Origin of the sequence: Larkinella arboricola (assembly GCF_003259745.1) — a bacterium.
Lineage (GTDB): Bacteria > Bacteroidota > Bacteroidia > Cytophagales > Spirosomataceae > Larkinella > Larkinella arboricola.
Map to the genome: position 1 here is coordinate 654667 of NZ_QLMC01000003.1, position 24154 is coordinate 678820.

The following is a 24154-nucleotide window of genomic DNA, read 5'->3' on the forward strand; positions in this document are numbered from 1 at the left end:
GGCGTTTTAACTATCCGTTGTTTCAAATTGTAATTTAACCAAATTCGCGTACAAACCGTCTTCCAGCGTGCTCAATTCCTCGTGCGTACCCGTCTCGCTGATCTGGCCTTCGCGAATGACATAAATGGTGTCGACTTTCCGGATGGTAGCCAGCCGGTGTGCAATGATAATGGTTGTCCGGTTCTGCATCAATTCGTCCAGTGCTTCCTGCACCAGCCGCTCCGACTCGGCATCCAGCGAACTGGTGGCTTCGTCGAGCACCAGAATGGCCGGGTTTTTCAGAATGGCGCGGGCAATGGCAATCCGTTGCCGCTGACCACCCGAGAGTTTCACCCCCCGTTCGCCCACAACCGTCTGAAACTTATCCGGAAAGGACTCGATAAAATCCAGGGCATTGGCTTTGCGGGCGGCTTCCAGCACTTCGGCTTCGGTGGCACCCGGTTTTCCGTAGGCAATGTTTTCAAAAATCGTTCCGCCAAACAAGATAACTTCCTGCGGAACGACGGCAATGTTCTGGCGCAGTTGCCGGATGTCGATGTCCTGAACAGGTCGGCCATCAACCGTAATGGAACCGCCGTTGATCGGGTAATACCGCAGCAGCAACTGCACAATCGTCGATTTTCCGGCGCCACTCTGGCCCACCAGCGCAATTTTATGTCCCGACGGTACCTGAAGCGAAACGCCTTTCAGCACCTCCACATCGGGCCGCGACGGATAGGAGAAATGGATATTTTCAAAACGAATATCTCCTTGTAACGGAACCGCCAGCGTCGGCTGACCGTCGGTGGGAATTTCCAGTTCAGAAGGCTCTTCCAGAATATCCAGAATCCGTTCCGAAGCACCGATGGTTCGTTGAATCTGGGCATAAAGATCGCCCAAACCGCCCACGGCCCCGCCGATGTACATGGTGTAAATCACAAACGTCACTAATTGCGCAAAAGTCAGTTCGCCCGCCAGCATCAGCCGCGCACCGTACCAAACCACCCCGACAATACCGCCAAAAAGCGCAAAAACGATGAAGGAAACAAAACCGCCCCGGAAGTTCGCCACCCGCAGGGAGTTCCGGACTACCTTATCCAGCGCCGTCGAATACCGTCGAACCTCGTAGGGCTCGTTCGTAAACGCTTTCACCACGTTGACCGATTGCAACGTTTCTTCCACCACGACGTTGGCCTGCGCCAGTTCGTCCTGCGCTTTCCGCGAGAGCTTCCGGATAAATTTTCCGAAGAAAATGGCCGCCACAATCACCACCGGCACCGTCGCCAGCATGAAACCCGTCAGTTTCAGGGAAGTAAATGAAATCAGGGCTATCCCAGCAAAGAGGGTGATGATCTGGCGGAGAAACTCGGCCAGCGTAGTAGACAGTACATCCTGCAACTGGGTTACATCCGACGATATTCGGCTGGTCAGTTCGCCCACGCGCCGTTGCTCAAAAAAGAATACCGGCAACGAAATGATTTTTTTGTACACCGCCCGCCGAACGTCGGCCATCGCCCGCTCGCTAACCTGCGCAAACAGGTAGACCCGCGCAAACGAAAAGGCCGACTGCACCACCAGCAGGCCAAACAGAATCAGCGTCAACTGGTTCAGCGATCCGGCTTCCAGCTTGTTTTCGACAACCTTCAGAATGTCGCCCAGCAGCTTCGGAAACACCATGGTGGTGGCCGACGACAGCAGCAGAAACACCAGACCGACGATGAAATACCACCGATACGGCCTGATAAACTGGAAAAGCCGCAGCGACTTTTGCAGGGCGTCCCGGGTTACCTTTACTTTTTTATCTTCTTCGTTCTCTTGCGAACTCCTTCCACGCTTTGCCATTCTCTTCTTCGGTCGGCTCGCCAACCCTATTTATTATCAAAATCTACTCTTCGTCTTTAAATCCTTTGTAACCCGATTGCTCAAAAATCTGCGGAGCATTGGGGTTATCCATCAGGGCTTTAATACCGGGGCCTTTTTCGTCAAAATACTTGCCGACAATCCGCCAGCCCAGCCAGCGGCCAATAGCGCCGGGGCTTTTGCTGCTGATTTCGGCCGTAAAAGGCCGCTCGGCCAAATACCGGTTTTTAACCGCCGGATTGACTTCAAACAGCAGTTTGGCATCAATGAAATACGCCCAAATGTCCGACTGCACGTTGTAAGTTTGCGTCAGTTGCTGTTCGGTATACCCAATAATCAGACTATCCGGCGTTTCGGGCAGCATGGCCTTCGTAAAAACGTACCCTTTCCCGTAATAAATCATATCGGCCAGCAAAGTCTGGTCCTGCGGATTCGACTTATTAAACCGCTCCGACTGCGTGTAAACGAGGGTTGGGACGATAAACTGTTTCTGATACCGACGCAAAATATAGGCCGGTAAACCCAACGGACGGTATTTGGCGCGGGGGCCCGCGAAATAATCCAATCCGATAACAATCAGGCTATCGCTCAGGACCAGATCCTGCCCCATGAAACCGGAAATCATTGTTGCAACCCGTGGTGGCTTATAATCCGGAAAGTTTTCCTGAATCCGGTTGAAGGCTTCCGTCAGCTGATCCCGAATGTCGCCCATCGTTCCAAACTCCGCATTGACCTGCTGATACAATACGCCAAGCTCCTTATCGTTAACTCGTTTAAGCAATTCATTCACCAATACCGTATCCTGATCAAAGCGGGTTGTTCCGAAGTAGAGCCGCGCAATATCTTTGTGATCGGCCAGCCACTGACGAACCTCTTCCGGCTTTCGGGCGCTAAAAAGCTCCTGCTCCGGCCGTTCGATGGTTACCAATTCCTCGGTTTTGGAACAGGCATTGAAAATGAGTATACTTACTATACAAAAAACAACAGACCAGATTTTCATTTTTAGCTAATGGGCGCTCTCTTGGAAACATACAAATTTATGAAAAAGTTGGGTTTATACCGGTGTTCCGGTCAGATGATTGCAACCGTGGCCCTGCTTTTAGGACTGACCTGCAACGCCCAGGGTCAGGGACGGGTGACGGTTCAGGAACGCAATAAATCCAACCAGACAACCGATGATGACGGTTGGGGGCGACCATCGCCCCGAAAAAAGAACCGCCAGTCCGACGACCGGCAGCGGACCCGCCGGGCCACAGATCGCGTGTTTGAGCGGATTCAGGGAGACGAGATTGACTACGCGCCCCCGCAAAAGCTTATCGAAATGAGTTTCCGGGTAGCTCCATCGGTAACATTCAACACCGCAGAAGGCTTTAATTCCTACGCCGGTTTTCGGCGAAACGGAGCCGCCCTGCGCATGAGCATCGGGCCAAGCATCGACTATTTCTTTTTCAAAGACCGGTATTCGTTCAGCTCGGGACTCTGGTACACCATCCATCGGTCGGGCTACCAGATTCCGGGGCAGTTTGGCCAGCCGATCTGGGACCCGGGTGCCAAACTTCAGCAGTCGTCTTACAACTTGCAGTATTTGCAGCTTCCGGCGTCGATCAAAATGTACGCCAACAACCTGTTTCCGAACGCCCGGTTCTACATCCAGACCGGTGGGCTGATTAACATCAAACTGGCCGAAAAACCGCTTGACCCGGCTCATAACGCCCTGTTTCAGTACGCAGAAGATGGCGGAAACTACAGTCGGCAATACAGCCGGGCAAGTCTGAGTCTGCTACTCGGAACGGGTATTCAATACCGCCTGAACCAGAGCCAGGCGCTGATCATGGGTGTCAGTTACCAGCGGGGGCTGACGGATGTGGCCCGGGCGCGGGATCTGGTTTCGAAAAACCACGTGATTTCGCTCGATCTGGGATTGAAGTTTTAGCGGCTGCGTCGATTTTTTAGCCAGAATCTGTTAAACTGCGCGTTGATCGACCTAACCCAACGCGCGCCATGCGAAACCGATACCCTTACCTCCTTCTTGCTTCGTTGTTTTTCAGCAGTCTCCGGGCCTTTTCGCAAACGGATGCCCAGCCTTTGTTTACATTTGGCGTGATGACCGATGTGCAATATTGCGACTGCGACAACGCCGGAACGCGGCATTACCGTTCGTCGCTGCGCAAACTGGACGAAGCCGTGCAGCTCTTCAATCAGAAAAAGGTAGCGTTTGTAACCCATCTGGGCGACTTTATTGACCACGATTTCCGGAGTTTCGACACGCTGAACACCATCATTAAGCCCTTAAAAAGCCCCATCCGTCATGTACTGGGCAATCACGATTTTTCGGTTCGGCGGGAGGAAATTGCCCGGGTTCCGGCGACGCTGAAGTTAAAAGGACGGTATTATTCATTTGCCAAACGTAACTGGCGGTTTATTGTTCTGGACGGCAACGACCTCAGCGTTTACGGAAACGTAACAACCAGCAAAAACCACGAACAGGCCACCCGCACCCTTGAAACCCTGAAAGGACAAAAAGCGCCCAACGCCCAGACCTGGAACGGCGGAATAGGCGAACAACAATTCAAATGGTTAAAGGACGAACTGCGTTCGGCGGCTAAGAAAAGCGAAAAAGTAGTAATTCTCTGCCATTTTCCGCTTGTACCCGCTAACGATCCGCACAATCTGTGGAATCATCAGGAGGTAAAAGCCTTACTGGAAAGCTATCCCAACGTGCGGGCGTATTTCAACGGCCATGCACACCAGAGCAGCTACCATACCGAGAAAGGCATTCATTACATCACGTTTCGCGGCATGGTTGAGCAGGAGGAAACCGGCTTCGCAGTCGTGGAGGTCTACAACGATCATTTAAAAATAGACGGTTTTGCTGCCGAACCCGACCGGATTTTAAAATAAGCGGAAGGCCCGCCGATGTCAGAAAATATACCCCATATCTTTCAAATCCTGTTCCGGCGCGTTAAGCAGAATCGTCCGCCCGCCCACAGTAAGGTAGTAAATGGAGTCACTCAGATCGAGGACATGCCGGTATAGATGATCGGACAGAAGAATGCCCTTCCGCGTGGATTCCTGCCGGATAGTTTGCAGAACCTGTTCGATCTGAAGGGGCATCAGGTGCGAAAATGGCTCGTCTAACAGGACAAAATCAGTCGCAGATTTCAGCACCAGCAGAATTTCGGTCAATCGTTTTTCTCCGCCCGACAACCGGCCTATTTTCTGATGCCTGAATCCATAAGTCGTTGGATACTCGTCGGCAATTTCGTTTATATCGACCCCATACCACCCAAAAGCCGCCTGAACCGTTAAGGTAGATGGCACAAACGGATGCTGGGGTAAATACCGAATCAAACCGGGCTGCTGGTACGCCTTCGCTACATAACGCCCATTGGCCCGCACCGACTGGGTTTCTGTCGGCATCAGCCCCATGATACTCCTCAGCAAACAGGATTTGCCGCACCCGTTACGACCCAGCAGACCCGTTATCCGGCCAACCTGTAAGTTGACATAAACGCTCTGGAGAATTTTCCGTCCGCCGAATTGCAGCCAGATGCCGTCAGCTTCCAGAAGGGTAGCGGATTGGTTCATAGAACAAGCAACAGGTGATAGGTAACCAGAATCAGTAAAAGAGCAATCAGCAGATCCAGCAGGAAAGCCCCGCCAAACAGGACGGTTTCTGACAAGCCCAGGTTGTGGTAAAACCAGAACTGCGCCCGGTAATTCTGGCGAACCAGATACCACACGGCCCCTTCAGATAGCAATTTAAACCACCAGAAATAGACAAAAAACAAGGGAAAGTACCGGACAATCTTTTCCAGACTCACAACGATTAATCCCACCGTGACGGCGTTGCTAGCTACCCAGAAGGTTCGGTAGAACATTACAATGGCCCGCAATTTTAAATAGCGCATAAGTGGCTGATTTTGGGCAAAATAGTTTAATCTGGTCAGTAAATAGAAACGGTTAACAAACTTTAACAGCCTGTAACAAAGCCGTTCATGCATCGGTATTTAAAAGAGCATACTGCCGTCTGTTTTTTACGGAACGAGTAGCATACCCGGGTTTCGCTGATCGAGGAAAATTAAGTATATTTGATTAGCAATATTTTTTATAAATTGTATTCTATACGTTCTTATCCCCCATGAAACACGGTTTATACACATTGCTCCTGCTGGCTTTAGGCTTTTTGGCTTCCGCTCAGACGGTCTACAAGGATTTTGAAGTAGATTCGGCAGCGCGGCCCATTGGAGGCTTACCCCTGCTGGAAAAATTCATTACGGTCAATCGACGCATGCCCTATACAGCCGAAGTAGACCGCACGAAGGGAATTGTCATTCTGTCGGGAGTGATTGAACCCAATGGAACCGTGTCGGAGATCAAGACGCTCCGCAGCCTCCGGCCCGACTGCGACCGGGAGGCCATTCGGCTTCTGGGTGGTTTTAATGCCTGGAAACCGGCTCTCAAAGCAGGCCAGCCGGTTCGGCAGCAGTTTACGTATACCATCCGGTTTACCCCAACGGTTAGCCAGCAAAGCGAGCCGGGCGCCCTCACGATTTATTATTCAAAAGAAGGCCATCAGATTGGCGACGAAGCGCAGGCCGTGTTTAAACTCATGACGCCGGTTGATACGCTGGGCCTGCCTAATGGCAATCCGGTGCTTTCGAAACGGGATGGTAACAAATGGCACAAGACGATTGAATATAGGTTTGAGAAAAAGCCGTTCATGCATACCAATACCGACGATCCATCCCTGCCGGATTCGATCCAATCTACTATCCTGACCATCAAAGACCCCGTGTTTAAATCCTTGAATGGCATCATTTATTCGCTTTATTCAGACGGAACGCCGATCTCCCGCTTAAATTACGTGGACGGTAAAGAAGAGGGGGAGTCGATCTATTATTTCAACAACGGGTTGGTCAAGCGGGTGGAGGAACGATTACAGGACGGTAAAATACAGGAATGGACCTGGTACCCGAATGGCCAGTTGCAACAGCTTTTAGTCAGAGCAGACAACGCCATCAAACCGGAAGAGACGGAATTTATCGCCCAATGGGACCTGAAAGGTAACCAATTGGTCAAGGATGGAAACGGTACAGCTCACTTGTGGTCGAAACACGACAATCAATGGATTCAGGAAACCGGGGCCATCAAAGACCGTCATAAAGAAGGAATCTGGTCCGGACGGCTTAAAAACGGCTCACTAGTTTACCGGGAGTCGTACCAGCAGGGCACTTGCTTATCCGGCGTGGCGTACTACGGAACCGATTCGGTAGCGTATACCAATGCCTGGCAAACCCCCGAATTTAAAGGGGGCATGAAAGGGCTGGGTAATTATCTGTCTATGAACATTCATTATCCGCCGGAAGCGGCCAAAGCCCAGATCGAAGGGAAAGTTTTTGTGAGCTTCGTTGTCTGCGAAGATGGGTCGCTCTGCGATTACGAAGTGATTCGAAGCGTTCATCCCAGTGTGGATCAGGAAGCCCTCCGGGTGGTGAAGGCTTCCAACGGGAAGTGGACACCGGGTTCTGTCAGAGGTCGCAAGGTTCGGGTAAAATACAATTTACCGATTAACTTCCTGCTTCAGTAAGATGAACAGCGGATGCCGTCAATCCGGCACCCCCAGAAAGCTCAGCGCTCCTTCGTGCATCATGACGCGAATGTCGCGGGGCTTTTTGGTACTCACCAACTGATCGTCCAGGTGCATTTCGATACCGTCCCACTTCGCCCGAACCGTACGGCCTTTCAGGGCGGTTCCCCAAAAATCGCCTTCAATGCCTTTAAGCCGGTTTTGTACATACGTTATCAGGCCCATTCGCTGGCTTTCCGAAACCAATACGATGTCAAACTGACCATCACCCGGATCAGCAGCCGGAGCCAACCCCAGATTGGGGCCGATGGAACGCGTATTCATCACCTCCACCAGCAGGTAATTTCCCGAATGGTCAACACCGTCTACTTCAATCTGACACGAACGGGCTTCGTAAGATTGAACAATCCCGGCCAGCACGTCCAGCGCCACTTTCATTTTCTCCTCCGGCGCATCCGTCGATTTTTCCTGCTGATCTTCCATTTCGTTCATCAACTGTGGAAAAACCCCGTAGCCAATACTTTCCAGAAAAAACTGCGGTTTCGGTAACCCCTCCACCAGCCCGACATCGAACCGTTTCCGCCAATCTGCTTTCCAGCTTCTTACAACGGCCTCCGGACGGTCGACAGGAATGCGTAACGCTCCGGCGATGTTGTTGGCCGTACCGCTCGGCAGCAAGGCAATCGGATACGGTTTTTCGATCAGTTTACGGTTCAGCAGGTGTTTAGCTACCCGCCGAACCGTACCGTCTCCGCCTGCCACAACCAGAAAATCGACATCGGACCTTAGTTCTTTCCAATCCCTTTTTTCTGTCGAGGCATACCGGCAATCGAAACCCTCCGATTTAATGAGGTCCATCAGGCCCTTTTTCGAATGATCTTCGTCGCCAGCGCCGGGGTTATGTAAGAGTTGAGCAATTTTCATAGTGTTCCCTGAATGACCTTATAAACATCATCGGCGGTTTTTCTGTTGGAATACTAGGACAAAATCGCCCATACCATGAGAATCTTAATCACCAACGATGACGGTATTTACAGTCCGGGGATTGCTGCCCTGGCCCGAATCGCTACCCGGTTTGGCGACGTACGCGTTGTAGCGCCCGATGTGGAGCAATCCTCTATGGGGCACGCCGTCACCCATTCCCGGCCACTTTCCTACCGGCCATCCCCCATTAAGTTTCAAGGAATTGAGGCTTATCGCGTCAACGGCACCCCCGCCGACTGCGTGGCTTTGGGAAGCCATATCGGCGGGCAGACGGACGTTGTATTATCGGGGATTAACATGGGGCCAAATCTGGGAAACTCTATGTGGCACTCCGGAACGCTGGCAGCCGCCAAACAGGCCGTTCTGCTGGGAATCAAAGGCATTGCGTTCAGTACACCGGTCGGCAAAACCGAACCGGATTTTGAGGCTCTGGAACCGTATGTCGAAAAGACCCTGGAACTGTTACTGAAAGATCCGGAACTGGCCCTCTACAACGTCAATCTCCCGCCCAATCCCACCGACATCCGGTGGACCCGCCAGTCGGTCCGGCTGTATGACGGAACAATTGTACCCGGCATGGACCCGTTGGGCCGAAAGCATTACTGGTTTACCGTCACGCCCCTGGAACCGGCAGAAGAAGGGACCGACCGTTGGGCGGTTGAAAATGGCTATGTATCGATTACTCCACTGCGGCTTGATTTGACGGACGAACGTGCGCTTCAGAAAGCGCTGGAACAAAAACCGATTACGGTATAAATGAAGATACAAAAAAAGCGCCCGGCTGGCCGGGCGCTTTTTTAATTTATGGTTTCAAAGCCGCAGTAGGGAACCAGTATCGGCGGAATCCGGATACCGTCCGGCGTCTGGTTGTTTTCCAGAATGGCGGCCAGAATCCGGGGCAGAGCCAGGGCAGAACCGTTCAGCGTATGCAAAAGCTGCGTTTTTCCATCGACCCGATAGCGGAGTTTCAGTCGGTTGGCCTGGAACGTCTCAAAGTTGGAAACCGAGCTTACTTCCAGCCACCGTTGCTGAGCCGCCGACCAGACTTCCATGTCGTAGGTCAGGGCCGACGCAAAACCCATATCGCCCCCGCAAAGCCGCAGGACCCGGTACGGTAATTCCAGCTTCTGCAACAGCGATTGCACGTACTGACTCATTTCCTCCAGCGCCTGATACGATTCTTCCGGTTTGCGAATCTGAACAATTTCGACTTTATCGAACTGGTGCAGCCGGTTCAGCCCGCGGACGTGCGCCCCCCACGAACCGGCTTCGCGCCGAAAACAGGGCGTATGGCCCACGTTTTTGATTGGCAGTTGGTCGTCCGACACAATCACGTCGCGGTAGAGGTTGGTGATGGGCACTTCCGCCGTCGGAATCAGATACAGTTTATCTTCCGTAGCGAAATACATCTGACCTTCCTTATCGGGCAGCTGACCCGTGCCGAAACCCGAATCTTCGTTGATCAGAATGGGCGGCTGAATTTCGAAATAACCGGCTTTGAGGGCTTCGTCGAGAAAGAAATTGATCATCGCCCGCTGAATCCGCGCTCCTTTTCCCCGATACACCGGAAATCCGGCTCCGCTAATCTTGTTGCCCAGATCGAAGTCGATAATTCCGTATTTTTTAATCAGTTCCCAGTGCGGCAAGGCGCTTTCCGGTAACGCCGGAATCTCCCCGTTTTGCAGCACCACTTCGTTATCTTCCGCGTTCCGGCCCTCCGGAACGCTGCTGTGGGGCAGGTTAGGCAGCGTAACCAGCACGTCCTGCAACTGCTGCTCAACAGTTTTCAGGGTTTCTTCGAGTTCCTTCGAACGCATTTTCAACTCGGCGGTTTCGGCTTTAGCGGCTTCCGCTTCGGCTTTCTGACCGGCTTTCATAAAGGCGCCGATTTCCCTGGCTTTGGCGTTGGACTGGGCCAGCACATCGTCCAGCTCTTTCTGCGTATCGCGCCGTTGCTGATCCAGCGCCAGCACCTGCTCAACGACGGCTTCGGCATTGGCAAAACGTTTCTTTTTCAGACCCGCCAGGGTGGTTTCTTTGTTTTCGCGGATGAAGGAGAGTAAAAGCATGTTTATTCAGGTACTAGCGGCACTCGGGCGGCTATAAATGGTTCGTTTTGGGATTCCGGGCGGCTTCAAAGCCACCCGGAACGTTTATTTTCAGGCTTCCACCAAATTGAACAACCCTTCGTTCAGGGCGTTCAGGGCTTCAGCTTTGTATCGACCGTGCATCAGCAGCGAAATGTTGTGCTCGGTACCGCCGTACGAAATCATCCGGATCGGAATGCCTTCGAGCGCTTTCAGGACTTGCAGGGCAATACCGGCGTGATCGGCGCTGAAATTACCCACGATGCAAACAATGGTCTGATCGTAATCCGGCTCTTCCAGATCGCAGAACGTGCGCAGTTCGGCCATCAGTTCGGGCAGGTTATCGGTTTTGTCGATGGTCACCGAAACCGAGACTTCCGACGTGGCAATTAAGTCAACCGGCGTTTTGTATTTCTCAAACACCTCAAAAATCCGACGCAGAAAACCGTAGGCATTCAGCATCCGCAGCGAGTGGATGTACAACGCGGTAATACCGTCTTTGGCGGCAACGGCTTTGAACACCTGATCGGACGTTTTGCTGGCAATAAGCGTTCCCTCCGCCTGCGGGTCCATCGTATTTTTCAGCCGCACCGGTACACCAAACATCTTCGCGGGTGTAATGGTGGAAGGGTGCAGAATTTTCGCCCCGAAGTACGCCAGTTCAGCCGCTTCTTCAAACGTCAGCGCCCGAATCGGGAACGTTTTCTTGACGATCCGCGGATCGTTGTTGTGCATCCCGTCGATGTCGGTCCAGATCTGAATTTCGTCGGCCCGGATGGCACCACCAATCAGTGAAGCCGTGTAGTCCGAACCACCCCGTTTCAGGTTATCAACTTCGCCCCGCGGATTCCGGCAGATGAAGCCTTGCGTAACAATGATTTTTCTGGCTCCATGCGCCCGCAGCAGTTCCCGCAGTTTCCGCTCCGTGTAATCCAGCTCCGGTTCTCCGTCGGCATCCACACGCATAAACTCCAGCGCGGGCAGCAGAATAGCATCCTCGTCGGCTTCCTCCAGGTAGGCCTGGAACATTTGGGTACTCAGCAACTCACCTTCCGCCACCAGTTCCTTTTCCTGTTTCAGCGTAAACGGCCGGATGCGCGTCAAGGATCGAATAAACGAAAACTCATTTTCAACGATCTTCTGCCCCTTCGTCAACCCGTCTGAGGTCTTATAAAGCTCACGTACAAACGAATCGTAATGCGCTTTCAAATGCTCAATCTTCTCCCCGGCTTCATCAGGCTGATCCGATTTCAGGGAATCAGCAATGGACAACAACGCATTGGTTGTACCGGACAGAGCCGACAGGACGACGATTTTCTGATGATCGTCGGAAGTAATCAGGTTGCGAATTGAATGCATCCGTTCGGGCTTACCCACGGACGTTCCGCCAAATTTCCAGACTTGCATGGTTTTAATGAGTGAATGAGCGGGTGAGCGAATGAGCGAATTATCGTGCTGGTGTCCAGAAGCTGCGAGCAATTCTCTCAGGGATTCATCTACCCATCCATAACTGATTAGAGTTTGGATTGAAAAGTATAAACTTGCTGCTGTAAGCCTAACATTTTAATGGCCGTCATGGCGGCTTCGTCGCCTTTATTGCCGTGGATACCACCGGCCCGCTCGAGGGCCTGTTGCTGGGTATTGGGCGTCAGAACGCCAAAAATGACGGGTTTTCCGGTTTGAAGACCCACATTCGTCAATCCCTGCGCAACGGCGTGGTTGATATAATCGTTGTGCTTGGTCTCGCCCTGAATCACACAGCCCAGTGCAATCACGGCGTCAATGTCGTCCCGTTGCGCAAACCAGCTTGCGCCCAGGCTTAATTCAAAACTGCCCGGAACATTCCCACGGACGATGTTGTCGGCCACCGCTCCGTATTGCAGCAGGGTTTGATAGGCGCCTTCAAACAGAGCCTCCGTCACGTCGGCATTCCATTCGGCCACCACGATGGCAAACCGTCGTTTACTGATGTCAGGCAGGTTTTCCGTCGAAAAAACACTTAAACTTTTTAACTCAGTGGCCATCTGAACTTGGATTACGATGATTAATAAGATTAACTAAGAGATTGATCGACGTTGTAAGCAGTGCGTTAGTTACAGCCCGGGAATCATTTAGACCCGTTAAAGCCTGGTCAAAAAAAAGGACAAAACCTCGGTCGGCTTTGTCCTTTCGCAATGGGTTTGATCAACGCTGCTTACGACTCACCGACCGTGCTTTCCAGCACGGATTTATACTTCTTGGCGTTGGCCGACTCAGCAGAGGTCGGGTATTTGTCGATGATCTGATTGTACGTATCAATCGCTTCCTGATTTTGCTTGTTCTGCTCGTAAGCCAGCGCCAGCTTCATCAGGTAAGCCGGAGAGAAATATGGATTAGGCTTATAATCAGCCGCTTTTTTGTAGTAGTCAATCGCGTCGCCGTAGGCTTTCTTTTCCATGTAGGCGTCGCCAATCAAGGCGTAAGCCCGGCCCTGCACCAGCAGGTCAGACGATTTGAAGCCTTGCAGTTTTTCGATGGCTTCATCGTATTTACCCTGCTTCAGTAAAGCAACCCCCGCATAAAAGCCTGCAAGGTTACCCGCCGGAGCCGCGCTGTATTCTTCTGAAATAGCCACCAGACCTTCGTTGGCCCCGTTGCCGTTGAGGGCTTTTTTCAGTGAGTCAGCTTCCCATTCATAAACAGACGGAAACATTGCTGTCTGCGCTTCTTCATCCTGGCTATCAACCCAATACCGGTATCCGATAAAGCCAGCAATGACCAGGACAATAGCGCCCAACAAACCCAGAACCAGATTCCGGTTTTTCTCAAAAAACAACTCCGCTTTCCCTAACGATCCTGATAACGTAGCAGGATCTTCCAGAAACTCCAGTTTGGAGCTAGTTTGTGTCTTACTCATTTATGAAAATCCAAAATTTTGGACTGCAAATTTAGGAAATTTCCGGAGAATAGAAAGCAAAACCCGGGACAAACTTTTGATACTAAAGGTGAAAAGAAAAAAAGCAGGGAAGAAAATAGCAAGGATTGAGCTGATAGCCGTTTTCCTTTCCTTTTTCTTCCCTGTCTCCTTCTAACCAGATAAGTATTAATCCATAATAAACGGATAATCCTTCTGCATGTAAACGTCTTTGAAGGCTTCCTCCGGCGCCGGATAAGGCGACTCTTCGGCAAACTTCACGGACTCTTCCACGATGCCTTTGATTTTCTGATCAATAGCCGTCAGTTCGTCTTCCGTAGCCATCTTCTGGTCCAGAATCCGCGCCCGAATCAGTTCAATCGGGTCGCGTTGTTTGTACTGCTCCAGTTCGTCTTTCGTACGGTATTTCTGCGGATCGGACATGGAGTGCCCCCGGTAGCGGTAGGTCCGGAATTCCAGGAACGTCGGACCGTCGCCTTTGCGGGCGCGTTCGGCAGCCCGGCTTACGGCTTCGTGTACGGCTTCTACATCCATCGCATCAACGGGCTCCGACGGCATGTCGTAGGCTTCCGCCAGCGTATAGAGATCGGTTACGTTCGAGGTCCGGGCCACAGACGTTCCCATTGCATAACCGTTGTTTTCTACGACGAAAACAACCGGCAGTTTCCAGGTCATGGCCATGTTGAACGTTTCGTGAAACGCCCCTTGCCGCACGGCACCATCCCCCATGAAACACATACACAGGTTTGTGGTCTTATTGTACTTCTCGGCAAACGCAATACCGGCTCCCAGCGGAATCTGAGCACCCACAATTCCGTGGCCGCCCATGAAATTTACTGACTTATCGAAAATGTGCATCGAACCGCCTTTGCCTTTCGATGACCCCGTTTGTTTGCCATATAGTTCAGCCATGATGGCTTTCGGATCAGAACCCAGCGCCAACGGAATACCGTGGTCGCGGTAGGCTGTAATCCATTTATCATCTTTCGTCAATGCCGAGTATGACCCTGATGAGCACGCTTCCTGCCCGATATAGAGGTGGCAGAAACCCCGGATTTTTTGCTGTCCATAAAGCTGACCAGCTTTCTCTTCAAACTTACGTTGCAGCATCATCGACTCGTACCAGTACAGGTAACGTTCTTTGGGATGCGTAGTTTTTGCCGCTGCTGGCGAAGCGTCGCCCGGCTTAGATTTTTCCTTTACACTGGCCATATGGTTCGTTGGGCGTAAAAAAAGGATAACCGAATGAAAACGGACCTCTTTGTGATACAGGCAACTGGTCCTTACGTAACAAACGACCTGTATCTTTGTTGCTTAAACACGTGGCCATTTTACCACGATGCCGCGAAAATACGCAATTCCTGCTAACAACCATACCGATGTATTTGGAAAAACTCAACCTGACCAACTTCAAAAACTACGAGGAAGGGAGTTTTACATTCAGTGAACAGATTAATTGCATCGTTGGCCCCAACGGCAGCGGCAAAACCAACCTGCTGGATGCCGTTTATTTTCTGTCGTTAAGCAAGAGCGCGTTTCATAACCAGGATGCCCTGAGCATTCATCATCAGAGTGATTTCTTTATCATCGACGGGGTTTTCCGGCTGGATGATAAGCCGGTTCAGATCACATGCAGCCTCCAGCGGGGCCAGCGAAAGGTGCTGCTGTCCGACAAAAAACCGTACGACCGGATCAGCGAACACATCGGGCGGTTTCCGGTGGTGATGCTGGCCCCCAACGATACCGACCTGGTGCGGGAGCACAGCGAGGAACGGCGGCATTTCTTCGACGGGGTTCTGTCTCAACTCGACCCCGATTACCTGCGCGACTACCTGTTTTACCACCAAATTCTGAAACAGCGCAACGGGACCTTAAAACTGTTTGCCGAACGGAATTACCTGGACGAAGAACTGCTCGAAACCTACAACGAACCACTGCTGCAACTCGCCGGACGCATTTACCAGCGCCGAAAACGGTTCATTGCCGATTTTCTGCCGATTGTTCAGAAGCATTACGCTTACCTGAGCGAAGCCCGCGAAGCCGTTGACATCATTTACGAATCGGAAGTGGGCAATGAGGAATTCCCGAAAGATTTCCGCCGGAACCGTCAACGCGACATTCAGTTGCAACGAACCAACAAAGGTGTTCACAAGGACGATTTTGTGTTTGAAGCCAACGGGGTTGCCCTGAAAAAATTCGGGTCGCAGGGGCAACAGAAAACGTTTGTCATTGCCCTGAAACTGGCACAATTCGAGCAGCTACAGGCGGAGAAAGGCGTTAAACCGATGCTGCTGCTGGACGACATTTTCGACAAACTCGACGACCGCCGGATCGACAAACTAATCACCCTGATGGAACACCATACCTTCGGACAGATTTTCATCACCGACGCCCGACCCGAACGGACGCGGGAACTGCTGACCGCCGTTAAAGCGGAGGTAGCGTATTTTCAGACGGAGCCGTAAACTCTATCCGGCCCAGTTTTCCCGGTCCAGACTCCGGTATTGAATGGCTTCGGCCAAATGCTCAATCTCGATGCTTTCACTTCCGGCCAGATCGGCAATTGTGCGCGATACTTTCAAAATCCGGTCGTAGGCCCGGGCCGATAAGCCTAGCCTTTCCATAGCGGTTTTCAGCAGCGCCAATCCCGCATCGCTGATCGCGCAGATTTCTTTGACCATCTGCGACGGCATCATGGCGTTGGAATAAATACCTGGCTGGCTTTCAAACCGTTCTGTCTGAATTTGCCGCGCCCGGATCACCCGCTCCCGGATGGCATCACTGCTTTCTGAAGGCCGGTTGGCGGTCATCTGATCGAACGAAACCGGTGTTACTTCTACGTGCAGGTCGATGCGATCGAGCAGCGGGCCGCTGATTTTGTTGAGATACCGTTGCACCACGCCCGGACCACACACGCACTCTTTTTCGGGATGGTTGTAATACCCGCACGGGCACGGGTTCATGCTGGCGATGAGCATAAAATTCGCCGGAAATTCCACGGCCCATTTGGCCCGCGAAATGCTTACTTTCCGTTCTTCCAACGGTTGCCGCATCACCTCCAGTGCCGTGCGTTTAAACTCCGGCAGTTCGTCCAGAAACAAGACTCCATTGTGCGACAGGGAAATTTCGCCGGGTTGCGGAAAGCTGCCCCCGCCCACCAGAGCCGCGTCGCTGATGGTGTGGTGGGGAGACCGGAACGGCCGGGTGGCAATCAGCGTGGCCCGGCTGCCCAGTTTTCCGGCTACCGAATGAATCTTGGTGGTTTCCAGGGCTTCGTGCAGGGTCAGCGGGGGCAGGATACTGGGCAGTCGTTTAGCCAGCATGGTTTTTCCGGCACCGGGCGGTCCAATCATAATCACGTTATGCCCACCGGCAGCCGCAATTTCCATAGCCCGTTTGATGTTTTCCTGGCCCTGCACGTGGGCAAAATCGGCATCGTAGGCATTCTGGGTGTTGGCAAACAGTTCGCGGGTGTCGGTTACCAGCGGCTCAATGGCCTTTTTTCCTTCAAAATACTCGACGGCATCCTGCATCGTTTCAACCCCAATCACGTCCAGGTTATTGACAATGGCGGCTTCCGGTGCATTTTCGGCGGGCAGCACAAAGCCTTTAAAGCCCCGTTTGCGGGCTTCGATGGCAATTGGCAACACGCCTTTAATGGGCCGCAGGTGTCCGTCGAGCGACAGTTCACCCATGATCACATAGTCTTCCAGCTTGCGTTCGGGTGCAATCTGTTCCGACGCCTGAAGAACGCAGAGGCCAATCGGCAGGTCGTAGGAAGAACCTTCTTTGCGAATGTCGGCCGGAGCCAGATTGACCACGACTTTCTGCCGGGGCATCCGGTAACCAAAATATTTCAGGGAGGATTCAACGCGTTGTTCGCTTTCTTTAACGGCGCTGTCGGGCAGACCAACGAGGTGAAAATGTAAGCCTTGCGCAACGGCAACTTCAATGGTAATGATGGTTGCGCTCACACCGTGGACGGCGCTTCCAAAAGTTTTGGCCAGCATGAAAAGCAGGTTTCTGTTTTCTTTGTTAGACGTCTAACGGACTGAAAGGACACACCGGCATCCGGACTTTCTTTGGGTTTACTCCGTTGATTGATCAGAATTTAGGCTGGTCAGTTTGTAAACTCTGAAAACGCAGCAAACTTTGCCGTAAATTGAAACTACGTCATTTAACACGATAGATAGGATGGTGGCTCAACACGATTACGCTCATCAGCTTTTGGCTGTTTTCCGTACGGAATTTAACCGAGAACCGGAGTTACTAGTCCGCGGCCCTGGCCGGATCAACCTGTTGGGCGAACATACCGACTATAACGGTGGCCTGGTGTTGCCCGCCAGCATTGATAAAGAAATCATTTTTGCCATCGCCCGGCGCGACGATCAGACGTGCCGCATCGTTGCCGAAAATGTAAATCAATCCTTCACCTTCGGGCTGGATCAACTGAATCACTCTCCGCTTGGCTGGCCGAATTACCTGATGGGCGTGGTTGATGAGTTGCAAAAGGCGAGGCTCCAGCCCGGCGGTTTCGAGCTGGTTTTTGGGGGCAATATTCCCGCCGGGGCGGGTTTGTCGTCATCGGCGGCTCTGGAGTGCGGTCTAGCTTTTGCGCTCAACAAGCTCTATGACCTGGGGCTGTCAACCCTCGACATGGTGAAACTCGGCCAGCGGGCCGAAAATCAGTTTGTTGGTGTCAATTGCGGCATCATGGACCAGTTTGCATCCATGTTCGGGCGCAACCAGTCTGTCATTCAGTTAGACTGCAAATCACTGCACCACGAATATTTCCCGTTTCAGACGATCAATTACGTGCTCATTCTGTGCGATACGGGCGTCAAACACTCCCTCGGCGACTCGGAGTATAACACCCGGCGCAGTGAGTGCGAAACCGGTGTTGGGATTTTGCAGCAGTACGACCCCACTATTCGCTTGCTGCGCGATGCCTCAACGGACCTGGTGGATGCCCACCGCGACGAAATGCCGGGAAAAGTATACCAGCGCTGCCGGTATGTGACGCAGGAGATTCAGCGGGTTCGGGAAGCCTGCGAATTTTTATTGCGAAACGACCTGACGGCTTTTGGCCAGAAGATGTACGAAACCCATGCCGGTTTACAGCACGAATACGAAGTAAGTTGCCCGGAACTGGATTTTCTGGTGGATCAGACACGGCAGGACGATACGGTATTGGGTGCCCGGATGATGGGGGGCGGTTTCGGCGGTTGCACCATCAATATCGTCCAACGCGAGGCTGCGGATGCGTTTGTGGAGCGGATGAGCGCGGCTTATCAGCAAGCGTTCAATATTGAACTGAAGTGCTATCCGGTGCGGATTACGGATGGAACGTCGGGGATTTCGATTTAACAATTATTACACAGAGTTAATCAGAGGTAACAAGAGGTAACCAGAGTTCTTCTCTGATACCCTCTGATAAACTCTGTGTTACAATCATCACTCCTTCCAGCGCCACTCGTTGGCAATCTGCAACGGAGTCCGGAGTCCCTGCGCAATCAGAAACTCCCGCGTTTTGGCGTCGTCCATGCGCCGGGTCGGAATCTCGTCGGCGTTGGCCAGGGCGTATAGCAGCATGGCCGAATAACGAACGGTATTTTTCATCTGGTCTTTGTTTACCAGCTTCATGTTGTCGCAATTGGCGTGGTAACAATCCAGTACGTTGCGTTCCAGATGCCCGCTCATGCCCACTACCGGCACCCCTTCCATCATAAACGGCTGATGATCACTGTGCAACCCCGCCTGATTTGAAATCGTATTCTGGAAGGCCGGTTCGACCAGCTTGATGGTTTCGCCAATTTCGGTCAGGAATGGCATCATTTCACTCCGGCCAAAGGCGTTCAGACCGTTGGGGTCGTTGGTCATGTCCAGATTCAGGATATACCGCACATTATCCAGCTGGCCGGTTTTTTTGAGGTCTTCCACCAGACTGCGCGACCCAAGCAAGCCCTGCTCCTCACCCATGAACATCACAAATTCAATGGTACGTTTCGGCTTTATTTTCAAGGCTTTAAACGTCCGGGCAATGTCCAGCACCGAGAACGACCCAATACCGTTGTCGATGGCTCCGGTCGCCAGATCCCAGGAATCGAGGTGACCGCCGATAATGATTTTTTCCTCCGGATATTTGGTGCCTTTCAGCGTGGCAATGACGTTCCGCGCCCGGATTTTCTTGCTCACATTGGCCATGTCGATGAGCGCGTGCAGGTTCTTTTCGGCCTGCATCCACTTCCGGATTTCCTGTCCGCTCTCCGACGAAATACAAACCGAGGGAATCGGAATCAGTTTGCCCGTTACGGAAGCCGTACCCGTCAGCAGCACATTGCCCGGCACCAGATTGACCATGATGACCCCACTAGCACCGTGCTGAATGGCCAGGGCCGTTTTTTCGGAACGGTGCAGGTTACGCGCCCCTTTTGTCGGAGCCGACAGTCCGATGTTTACCAGGGCAACTTTGCCTTTCAGCTTATCTTTTACAGCCGCAAAATCACCTTCCAGACCATTGCCAACGTCGACAATCTCGCCCTGCACGTGCGCTTCGACGGGCGAATGCGCCAGGGATACCACTTCAACATCCCGAAAATTATCGCTTTTGTTGGGTACCACTGCCAGCGTTACGGTATCGCGCATCCAGGATTCTACTTCAAAAGGCGCATACTGCGTATCCGAATAGCCGTACTGCTTTAACAGATTGTAGGTGTATTCTTCCGCCCGGCTTCCGTTGGTGCTGCCGGTCAGCCGGTGTCCGATTTTTTGCGTAGCCTCGGTCAGGGTTTCGTAAGCCCGGCTATTTTCCAGTACTTCCTGGTTAATCTTCGAAAATACTTTTTCCAGCGACGGGCGACTGGGTTCACCATCAATTCGAACATCCGATTTTCGCAGGGTGTGGGCACTCAGTAGATAAATACCGCCCGAAAGCAGTAAATAAACGTAAACTTTTTTGCGCATGATAAAGCTGACCGTATGGCACGTCAAAATAACAAAAAAGCCGCTGAATGCGGTTCTAAAGACTTAAAAAACTTTAAGTTTCTTTGCCAGCTTAAAATGGTTTAACGAATCCTGACAAAAAGGTGTTAATTGAATTCAGTATTTAGTACACTTGCTTTTATGACAAACGCGCAGACCACAGTGATTCCGCCCAGAGCAGCCGTTAAACCAACCGAACTGACTACCCACGGCCACACCCGCATCGACAATTATTACTGGCTCAACGACCGGGAAAATCCCGAGGTGATTACGTATTTAAAAGCCGAAAACGAATACCTGGAAACCGTTCTGGCGCCCGTTAAAGAATTTCGCGAGAAGCTGTTCGACGAAATGAAGGGCCGCATCAAGCAGCAGGACGAGTCGGTTCCCTATAAAGAAGGCAACTACTATTACTACACCCGTTTCCTGGAAGGGGGCGAATATCCGGTGCATTGCCGCAAACCCGGTTCACTGGAAGCGGAGGAAGAGATTATGCTGGATGTCAACGAAATGGCAAAACCGTATTCGTACTATGACATCGCTGGTCTGGAAGTTTCGGATAATGAAGAACTGGTGGCCTACGGCGAAGATACCGTCAGCCGGCGGATGTATACGTTGCGGATTAAAAACCTGAAAACCGGTGAAATCTATCCCGACGCCATCCCCGACACGGAAGGTGGAAGCTACGCCTGGGCGGCTGATAACCAGACACTTTTCTACATCCGGAAAGACCCGAAAACGCTGCTCGGCTACCAGGTTTACCGCCATACGCTGGGCACCGATCCGGAGCAGGACGTCCTGCTGTACGAAGAAAAAGACAACCAGTTTTACATGGGGCTGGGCCGGATGAAATCGAAGAAATACATCGCCGTGGTATCCGACCACAACGGTGTGGCAACGGAATACCGGCTGCTGGAAGCGACCAATCCAACGGGCGATTTCAAGGTTTTTCTGCCCCGTGAAAAAGGCCACGAATACGACGTTCAGCATCTGGAAACCACCTTCTACGTCCGGACCAACTGGAAAGCCCCCAATTTCCGGCTGATGGAGGTAAAGGAAAACAAAACCGACGACCGATCGGCCTGGAAAGAAGTGATTCCGCACCGGCATCATGTGTACCTGGAGCAGCTCGATGCGTTCAAAAATCACCTGGTGGTGGGCGAACGGAAGGACGGTTTAATCCACCTGCGGGTGATCGACCAGCAGAACAAACAGGATCATTATCTGGAGTTTGCCGACCCGGCCTACGTAGCCGGAATTGGCTATAACCCGGATTTTAATACCAATATCCTGCGGTTTGGCTATTCGTCGCTGACGACACCCAGCTCGACCTTCGACTACAACATGGACACGAAGGAAAAGACGCTCATGAAGCAGCAGGAAGTGCTGGGCGGTTTTGACACGGCTAATTACACCTCCGAGCGGTTTTTCGTCAAATCCCGCGACGGCGCGAAGATTCCGGTTTCGCTCGTATACCGGAAAGGCACACCCCTCGACGGCTCCGCCCCGCTATTGCAATATGCCTATGGTTCGTACGGGTACTCCATCGACCCTACCTTTAGCTCGACCCGCCTGAGCCTGCTCGACCGGGGCTTTATCTTTGCCATCGCCCACATTCGCGGTGGTCAGGAAATGGGCCGGAAGTGGTACGACAACGGGAAAATGCTCAAGAAGAAAAACACGTTCAACGACTTTGTGGACGTGTCGGAATACCTGATACAGCACAAATACACGAGTGCCGACAACCTGTTTGCGATGGGCGGCAGCGCGGGCGGTTTGCTCATGGGCGCGGTCGTCAACCAGAAGCCGGAAATTTACCGGGGCGTGGTGGCATCGGTGCCGTTTGTTGATATCGTAACGACCATGCTCGACGAAAGCATCCCGCTGACGACGGGTGAATTTGAAGAATGGGGAAATCCGAAAATCAAGAAGTATTACGACTACATGCTTTCGTATTCCCCGTACGATAACGTGAAAGAAAAGGCTTACCCAAACATGCTGGTGATGACCGGTTTACACGATTCTCAGGTACAATACTGGGAGCCCGCCAAATGGGTCGCCAAACTTCGCACGATGAAAACCGATGATAATCAACTGCTGTTGCACACCAACCTGGAAGCGGGGCACGGCGGGGCATCCGGACGGTTTGAAGCCCTGAAAGAGATCGCGCTCGAATACGCCTTTATTCTGAATCTGGTCGGGATACGGGAGTAGGTTTGCCTAACTTCCTCCGGCTGCGTACTTTGCAACCCATTTTCAATCTGAACCCCTCGTAGAATGTATCTTCTTGGATTTGATGTCGGCAGTTCGTCTGTAAAAGCCAGTTTGCTGGAAGTGGAAACCGGTACGGTGGTTGCTTCCGCGTTTTTCCCCGAATCCGAAATGCCAATCGACGCCCCCCGGCCGGGTTTTGCCGAACAGCATCCGGATTCCTGGTGGAACAACGCCTGTCTGGCATCAAAAACCGTTCTGTCGAAAGCCGGGGTGAAACCGGAAGATGTGAAAGCCATCGGAATTTCGTACCAGATGCACGGTCTGGTTGTTGTGGATAAAGACCTGAACGTACTGCGTCCATCGATTATCTGGTGCGACAGCCGGGCGGTTCCGTACGGCGAGAAGGCGTTCGAAACCGTGGGCCGGACGAAAAGCTTACAACACCTGCTCAACTCGCCGGGTAACTTCACGGCGGCCAAACTGGCGTGGGTAAAGGAAAACGAACCGGCGGTGTACGACAAAATTCACAAGTTCATGCTCCCGGGCGATTACCTGGCCACCCGCATGACCGGCGAAGTCGTCACCACCCCGTCGGGTTTATCGGAAGGCATTCTGTGGGATTTTCAGCGCGAACAACCGGCTGATTTTATGCTCGATTATTTCGGCTTCGATCCGTCGCTGGTTGCCACGATCAAACCGACTTTTTCTGTTCAGGGCGAATTAACGGCCAAATCAGCTAGCGAACTCGGTCTGGCTGCCGGAACGCCAGTCACGTACCGGGCGGGCGATCAACCTAATAACGCCTTCTCGCTGAACGTACTGGAACCCAACGAGATTGCCGCCACCGCCGGAACATCGGGCGTGGTTTACGGGGTTAGCGATCAGGCCAAGTACGACCCGCAATCGCGCGTGAATACGTTCCTGCACGTGAGTCATACGCCGGAAGCTCCGCGCTACGGTGTGCTGCTCTGCATCAACGGCACCGGTATTCTGAATAGCTGGCTGCGGAACCACCTGCTGCGGGGTACGGTCAGTTACGCCGACATGAACGATCTGGCCGCTCACGCGCCGGTTGGGGCCGACGGTCTGGTGTGTCTGCCCTTCGGCAACGGCGCCGAACGGGTGCTGGAAAATCAAGACCCGGGGGCTTCCTTCCACGGGTTGCAACTGACGCGCCACGGCCTTCCGCACTGGATTCGGGCCGCGCAGGAGGGCATTGTTTTTGCGTTCTACTACGGTATTCAGGTGATGGAACAGGTGGGTGTGGGCCTGAAAACCATTCGTGCCGGTGAAGCCAATATGTTCCTCAGCCCGCTGTTCCGCGATACACTAGCAAACCTGACGGGCGCTGAAATTCAACTCTTTAATACCGATGGAGCGCAGGGAGCCGCCCGGGGCGCCGGTCTGGGGGCCGGTATTTACAAAAACCGTCAGGAAGCCTTCACGGGCCTGAAAGTAACCCGGACCATCGAACCCGACATGCGTGCGCAGGAAGCCTACCGCGATGCGTACGAAAAATGGCAGAAGGCGCTTGTCGGATAACTA

The 24154-nt window shown here is 52.5% G+C and carries 20 protein-coding genes; 8 read left to right on the top strand and 12 right to left on the bottom strand.

Annotated elements, in window-relative coordinates:
• Positions 1-6: 6 nt before the first annotated feature.
• The gene (locus LX87_RS14100) at positions 7-1821 is read right to left on the bottom strand and encodes an ABC transporter ATP-binding protein (RefSeq protein WP_111628868.1); all 1815 of its coding nucleotides are present in this window, start codon (positions 1819-1821) and stop codon (positions 7-9) included.
• Between the two features lie 43 nt (positions 1822-1864).
• On the bottom strand, positions 1865-2839 hold the full coding sequence (gldB, locus tag LX87_RS14105; RefSeq protein WP_111628869.1) for a gliding motility lipoprotein GldB: 975 nt from the start codon (positions 2837-2839) through the stop codon (positions 1865-1867).
• A 39-nt stretch (positions 2840-2878) separates the two neighbouring features.
• Here gldB and LX87_RS14110 point away from each other — a divergent pair, with 39 nt between their 5' ends.
• Together LX87_RS14110 and LX87_RS14115 are read left to right on the top strand one after the other, a co-directional pair.
• Positions 2879-3772, top strand: coding sequence for a porin family protein (locus LX87_RS14110; RefSeq protein ID WP_111629207.1), 894 nt, complete (start codon positions 2879-2881; stop codon positions 3770-3772).
• Positions 3773-3840: 68 nt separating this feature from the next.
• On the top strand, positions 3841-4740 hold the full coding sequence (locus tag LX87_RS14115) for a metallophosphoesterase (protein WP_111628870.1): 900 nt from the start codon (positions 3841-3843) through the stop codon (positions 4738-4740).
• 18 nt (positions 4741-4758) lie between these two features.
• Here the strand turns inward: LX87_RS14115 and LX87_RS14120 are convergent, their stop codons facing one another.
• Together LX87_RS14120 and LX87_RS14125 are read right to left on the bottom strand one after the other, a co-directional pair.
• Positions 4759-5427 (bottom strand): ATP-binding cassette domain-containing protein, encoded by a 669-nt coding sequence (locus LX87_RS14120; RefSeq protein ID WP_111628871.1) that lies wholly within the window; start codon positions 5425-5427, stop codon positions 4759-4761.
• A complete protein-coding gene (locus LX87_RS14125; RefSeq protein WP_111628872.1) occupies positions 5424-5750 on the bottom strand; it encodes a hypothetical protein in 327 nt (108 codons plus the stop codon). Before LX87_RS14125 ends, LX87_RS14120 begins: the two co-directional genes overlap by 4 nt.
• A gap of 230 nt (positions 5751-5980) precedes the next feature.
• On the opposite strand from LX87_RS14125, the gene LX87_RS14130 reads away from it, so the two are divergent.
• The gene (locus tag LX87_RS14130; protein ID WP_111628873.1) at positions 5981-7429 is read left to right on the top strand and encodes a TonB family protein; all 1449 of its coding nucleotides are present in this window, start codon (positions 5981-5983) and stop codon (positions 7427-7429) included.
• A gap of 18 nt (positions 7430-7447) precedes the next feature.
• Here LX87_RS14130 and LX87_RS14135 read toward each other — a convergent pair whose 3' ends face one another.
• Entirely contained in the window at positions 7448-8353 is a 906-nt protein-coding gene (locus tag LX87_RS14135) for a diacylglycerol/lipid kinase family protein (protein ID WP_111628874.1), read from the bottom strand.
• A gap of 75 nt (positions 8354-8428) precedes the next feature.
• Here LX87_RS14135 and surE point away from each other — a divergent pair, with 75 nt between their 5' ends.
• A complete protein-coding gene (surE, locus tag LX87_RS14140; protein WP_111628875.1) occupies positions 8429-9169 on the top strand; it encodes a 5'/3'-nucleotidase SurE in 741 nt (246 codons plus the stop codon).
• Between the two features lie 41 nt (positions 9170-9210).
• Here surE and serS read toward each other — a convergent pair whose 3' ends face one another.
• From serS to pdhA, 5 genes are all read right to left on the bottom strand, one after another.
• On the bottom strand, positions 9211-10482 hold the full coding sequence (serS, locus tag LX87_RS14145; RefSeq protein WP_111628876.1) for a serine--tRNA ligase: 1272 nt from the start codon (positions 10480-10482) through the stop codon (positions 9211-9213).
• 90 nt (positions 10483-10572) lie between these two features.
• Positions 10573-11907: an aspartate kinase gene (locus LX87_RS14150; protein ID WP_111628877.1), complete on the bottom strand. Its 1335-nt coding sequence runs from the start codon at positions 11905-11907 to the stop codon at positions 10573-10575.
• Between the two features lie 107 nt (positions 11908-12014).
• Positions 12015-12524, bottom strand: coding sequence for a 6,7-dimethyl-8-ribityllumazine synthase (gene ribH, locus LX87_RS14155; RefSeq protein ID WP_111628878.1), 510 nt, complete (start codon positions 12522-12524; stop codon positions 12015-12017).
• A gap of 170 nt (positions 12525-12694) precedes the next feature.
• On the bottom strand, positions 12695-13396 hold the full coding sequence (locus tag LX87_RS14160) for a tetratricopeptide repeat protein (protein WP_111628879.1): 702 nt from the start codon (positions 13394-13396) through the stop codon (positions 12695-12697).
• Between the two features lie 186 nt (positions 13397-13582).
• Complete coding sequence (gene pdhA, locus LX87_RS14165; protein ID WP_111628880.1) at positions 13583-14626, bottom strand: pyruvate dehydrogenase (acetyl-transferring) E1 component subunit alpha; 1044 nt, start codon at positions 14624-14626, stop codon at positions 13583-13585.
• 167 nt (positions 14627-14793) lie between these two features.
• On the opposite strand from pdhA, the gene recF reads away from it, so the two are divergent.
• A complete protein-coding gene (gene recF / locus LX87_RS14170; protein ID WP_111628881.1) occupies positions 14794-15879 on the top strand; it encodes a DNA replication/repair protein RecF in 1086 nt (361 codons plus the stop codon).
• Positions 15880-15882: 3 nt separating this feature from the next.
• Here the strand turns inward: recF and LX87_RS14175 are convergent, their stop codons facing one another.
• Complete coding sequence (locus LX87_RS14175) at positions 15883-17424, bottom strand: YifB family Mg chelatase-like AAA ATPase (RefSeq protein ID WP_111628882.1); 1542 nt, start codon at positions 17422-17424, stop codon at positions 15883-15885.
• Between the two features lie 184 nt (positions 17425-17608).
• Between LX87_RS14175 and galK the strand changes: the two genes are divergently transcribed.
• Complete coding sequence (galK, locus tag LX87_RS14180; protein ID WP_111628883.1) at positions 17609-18781, top strand: galactokinase; 1173 nt, start codon at positions 17609-17611, stop codon at positions 18779-18781.
• 87 nt (positions 18782-18868) lie between these two features.
• Here galK and LX87_RS14185 read toward each other — a convergent pair whose 3' ends face one another.
• Positions 18869-20377: a M20/M25/M40 family metallo-hydrolase gene (locus tag LX87_RS14185; RefSeq protein WP_111628884.1), complete on the bottom strand. Its 1509-nt coding sequence runs from the start codon at positions 20375-20377 to the stop codon at positions 18869-18871.
• Between the two features lie 159 nt (positions 20378-20536).
• On the opposite strand from LX87_RS14185, the gene LX87_RS14190 reads away from it, so the two are divergent.
• Together LX87_RS14190 and LX87_RS14195 are read left to right on the top strand one after the other, a co-directional pair.
• Positions 20537-22609 carry a S9 family peptidase gene (locus LX87_RS14190; RefSeq protein WP_111628885.1) on the top strand — a complete coding sequence of 691 codons (2073 nt, stop codon included), beginning with the start codon at positions 20537-20539 and terminating at the stop codon, positions 22607-22609.
• 63 nt (positions 22610-22672) lie between these two features.
• Positions 22673-24151: a xylulokinase gene (locus LX87_RS14195; protein WP_111628886.1), complete on the top strand. Its 1479-nt coding sequence runs from the start codon at positions 22673-22675 to the stop codon at positions 24149-24151.
• The last annotated feature ends 3 nt before the right edge of the window (positions 24152-24154 follow it).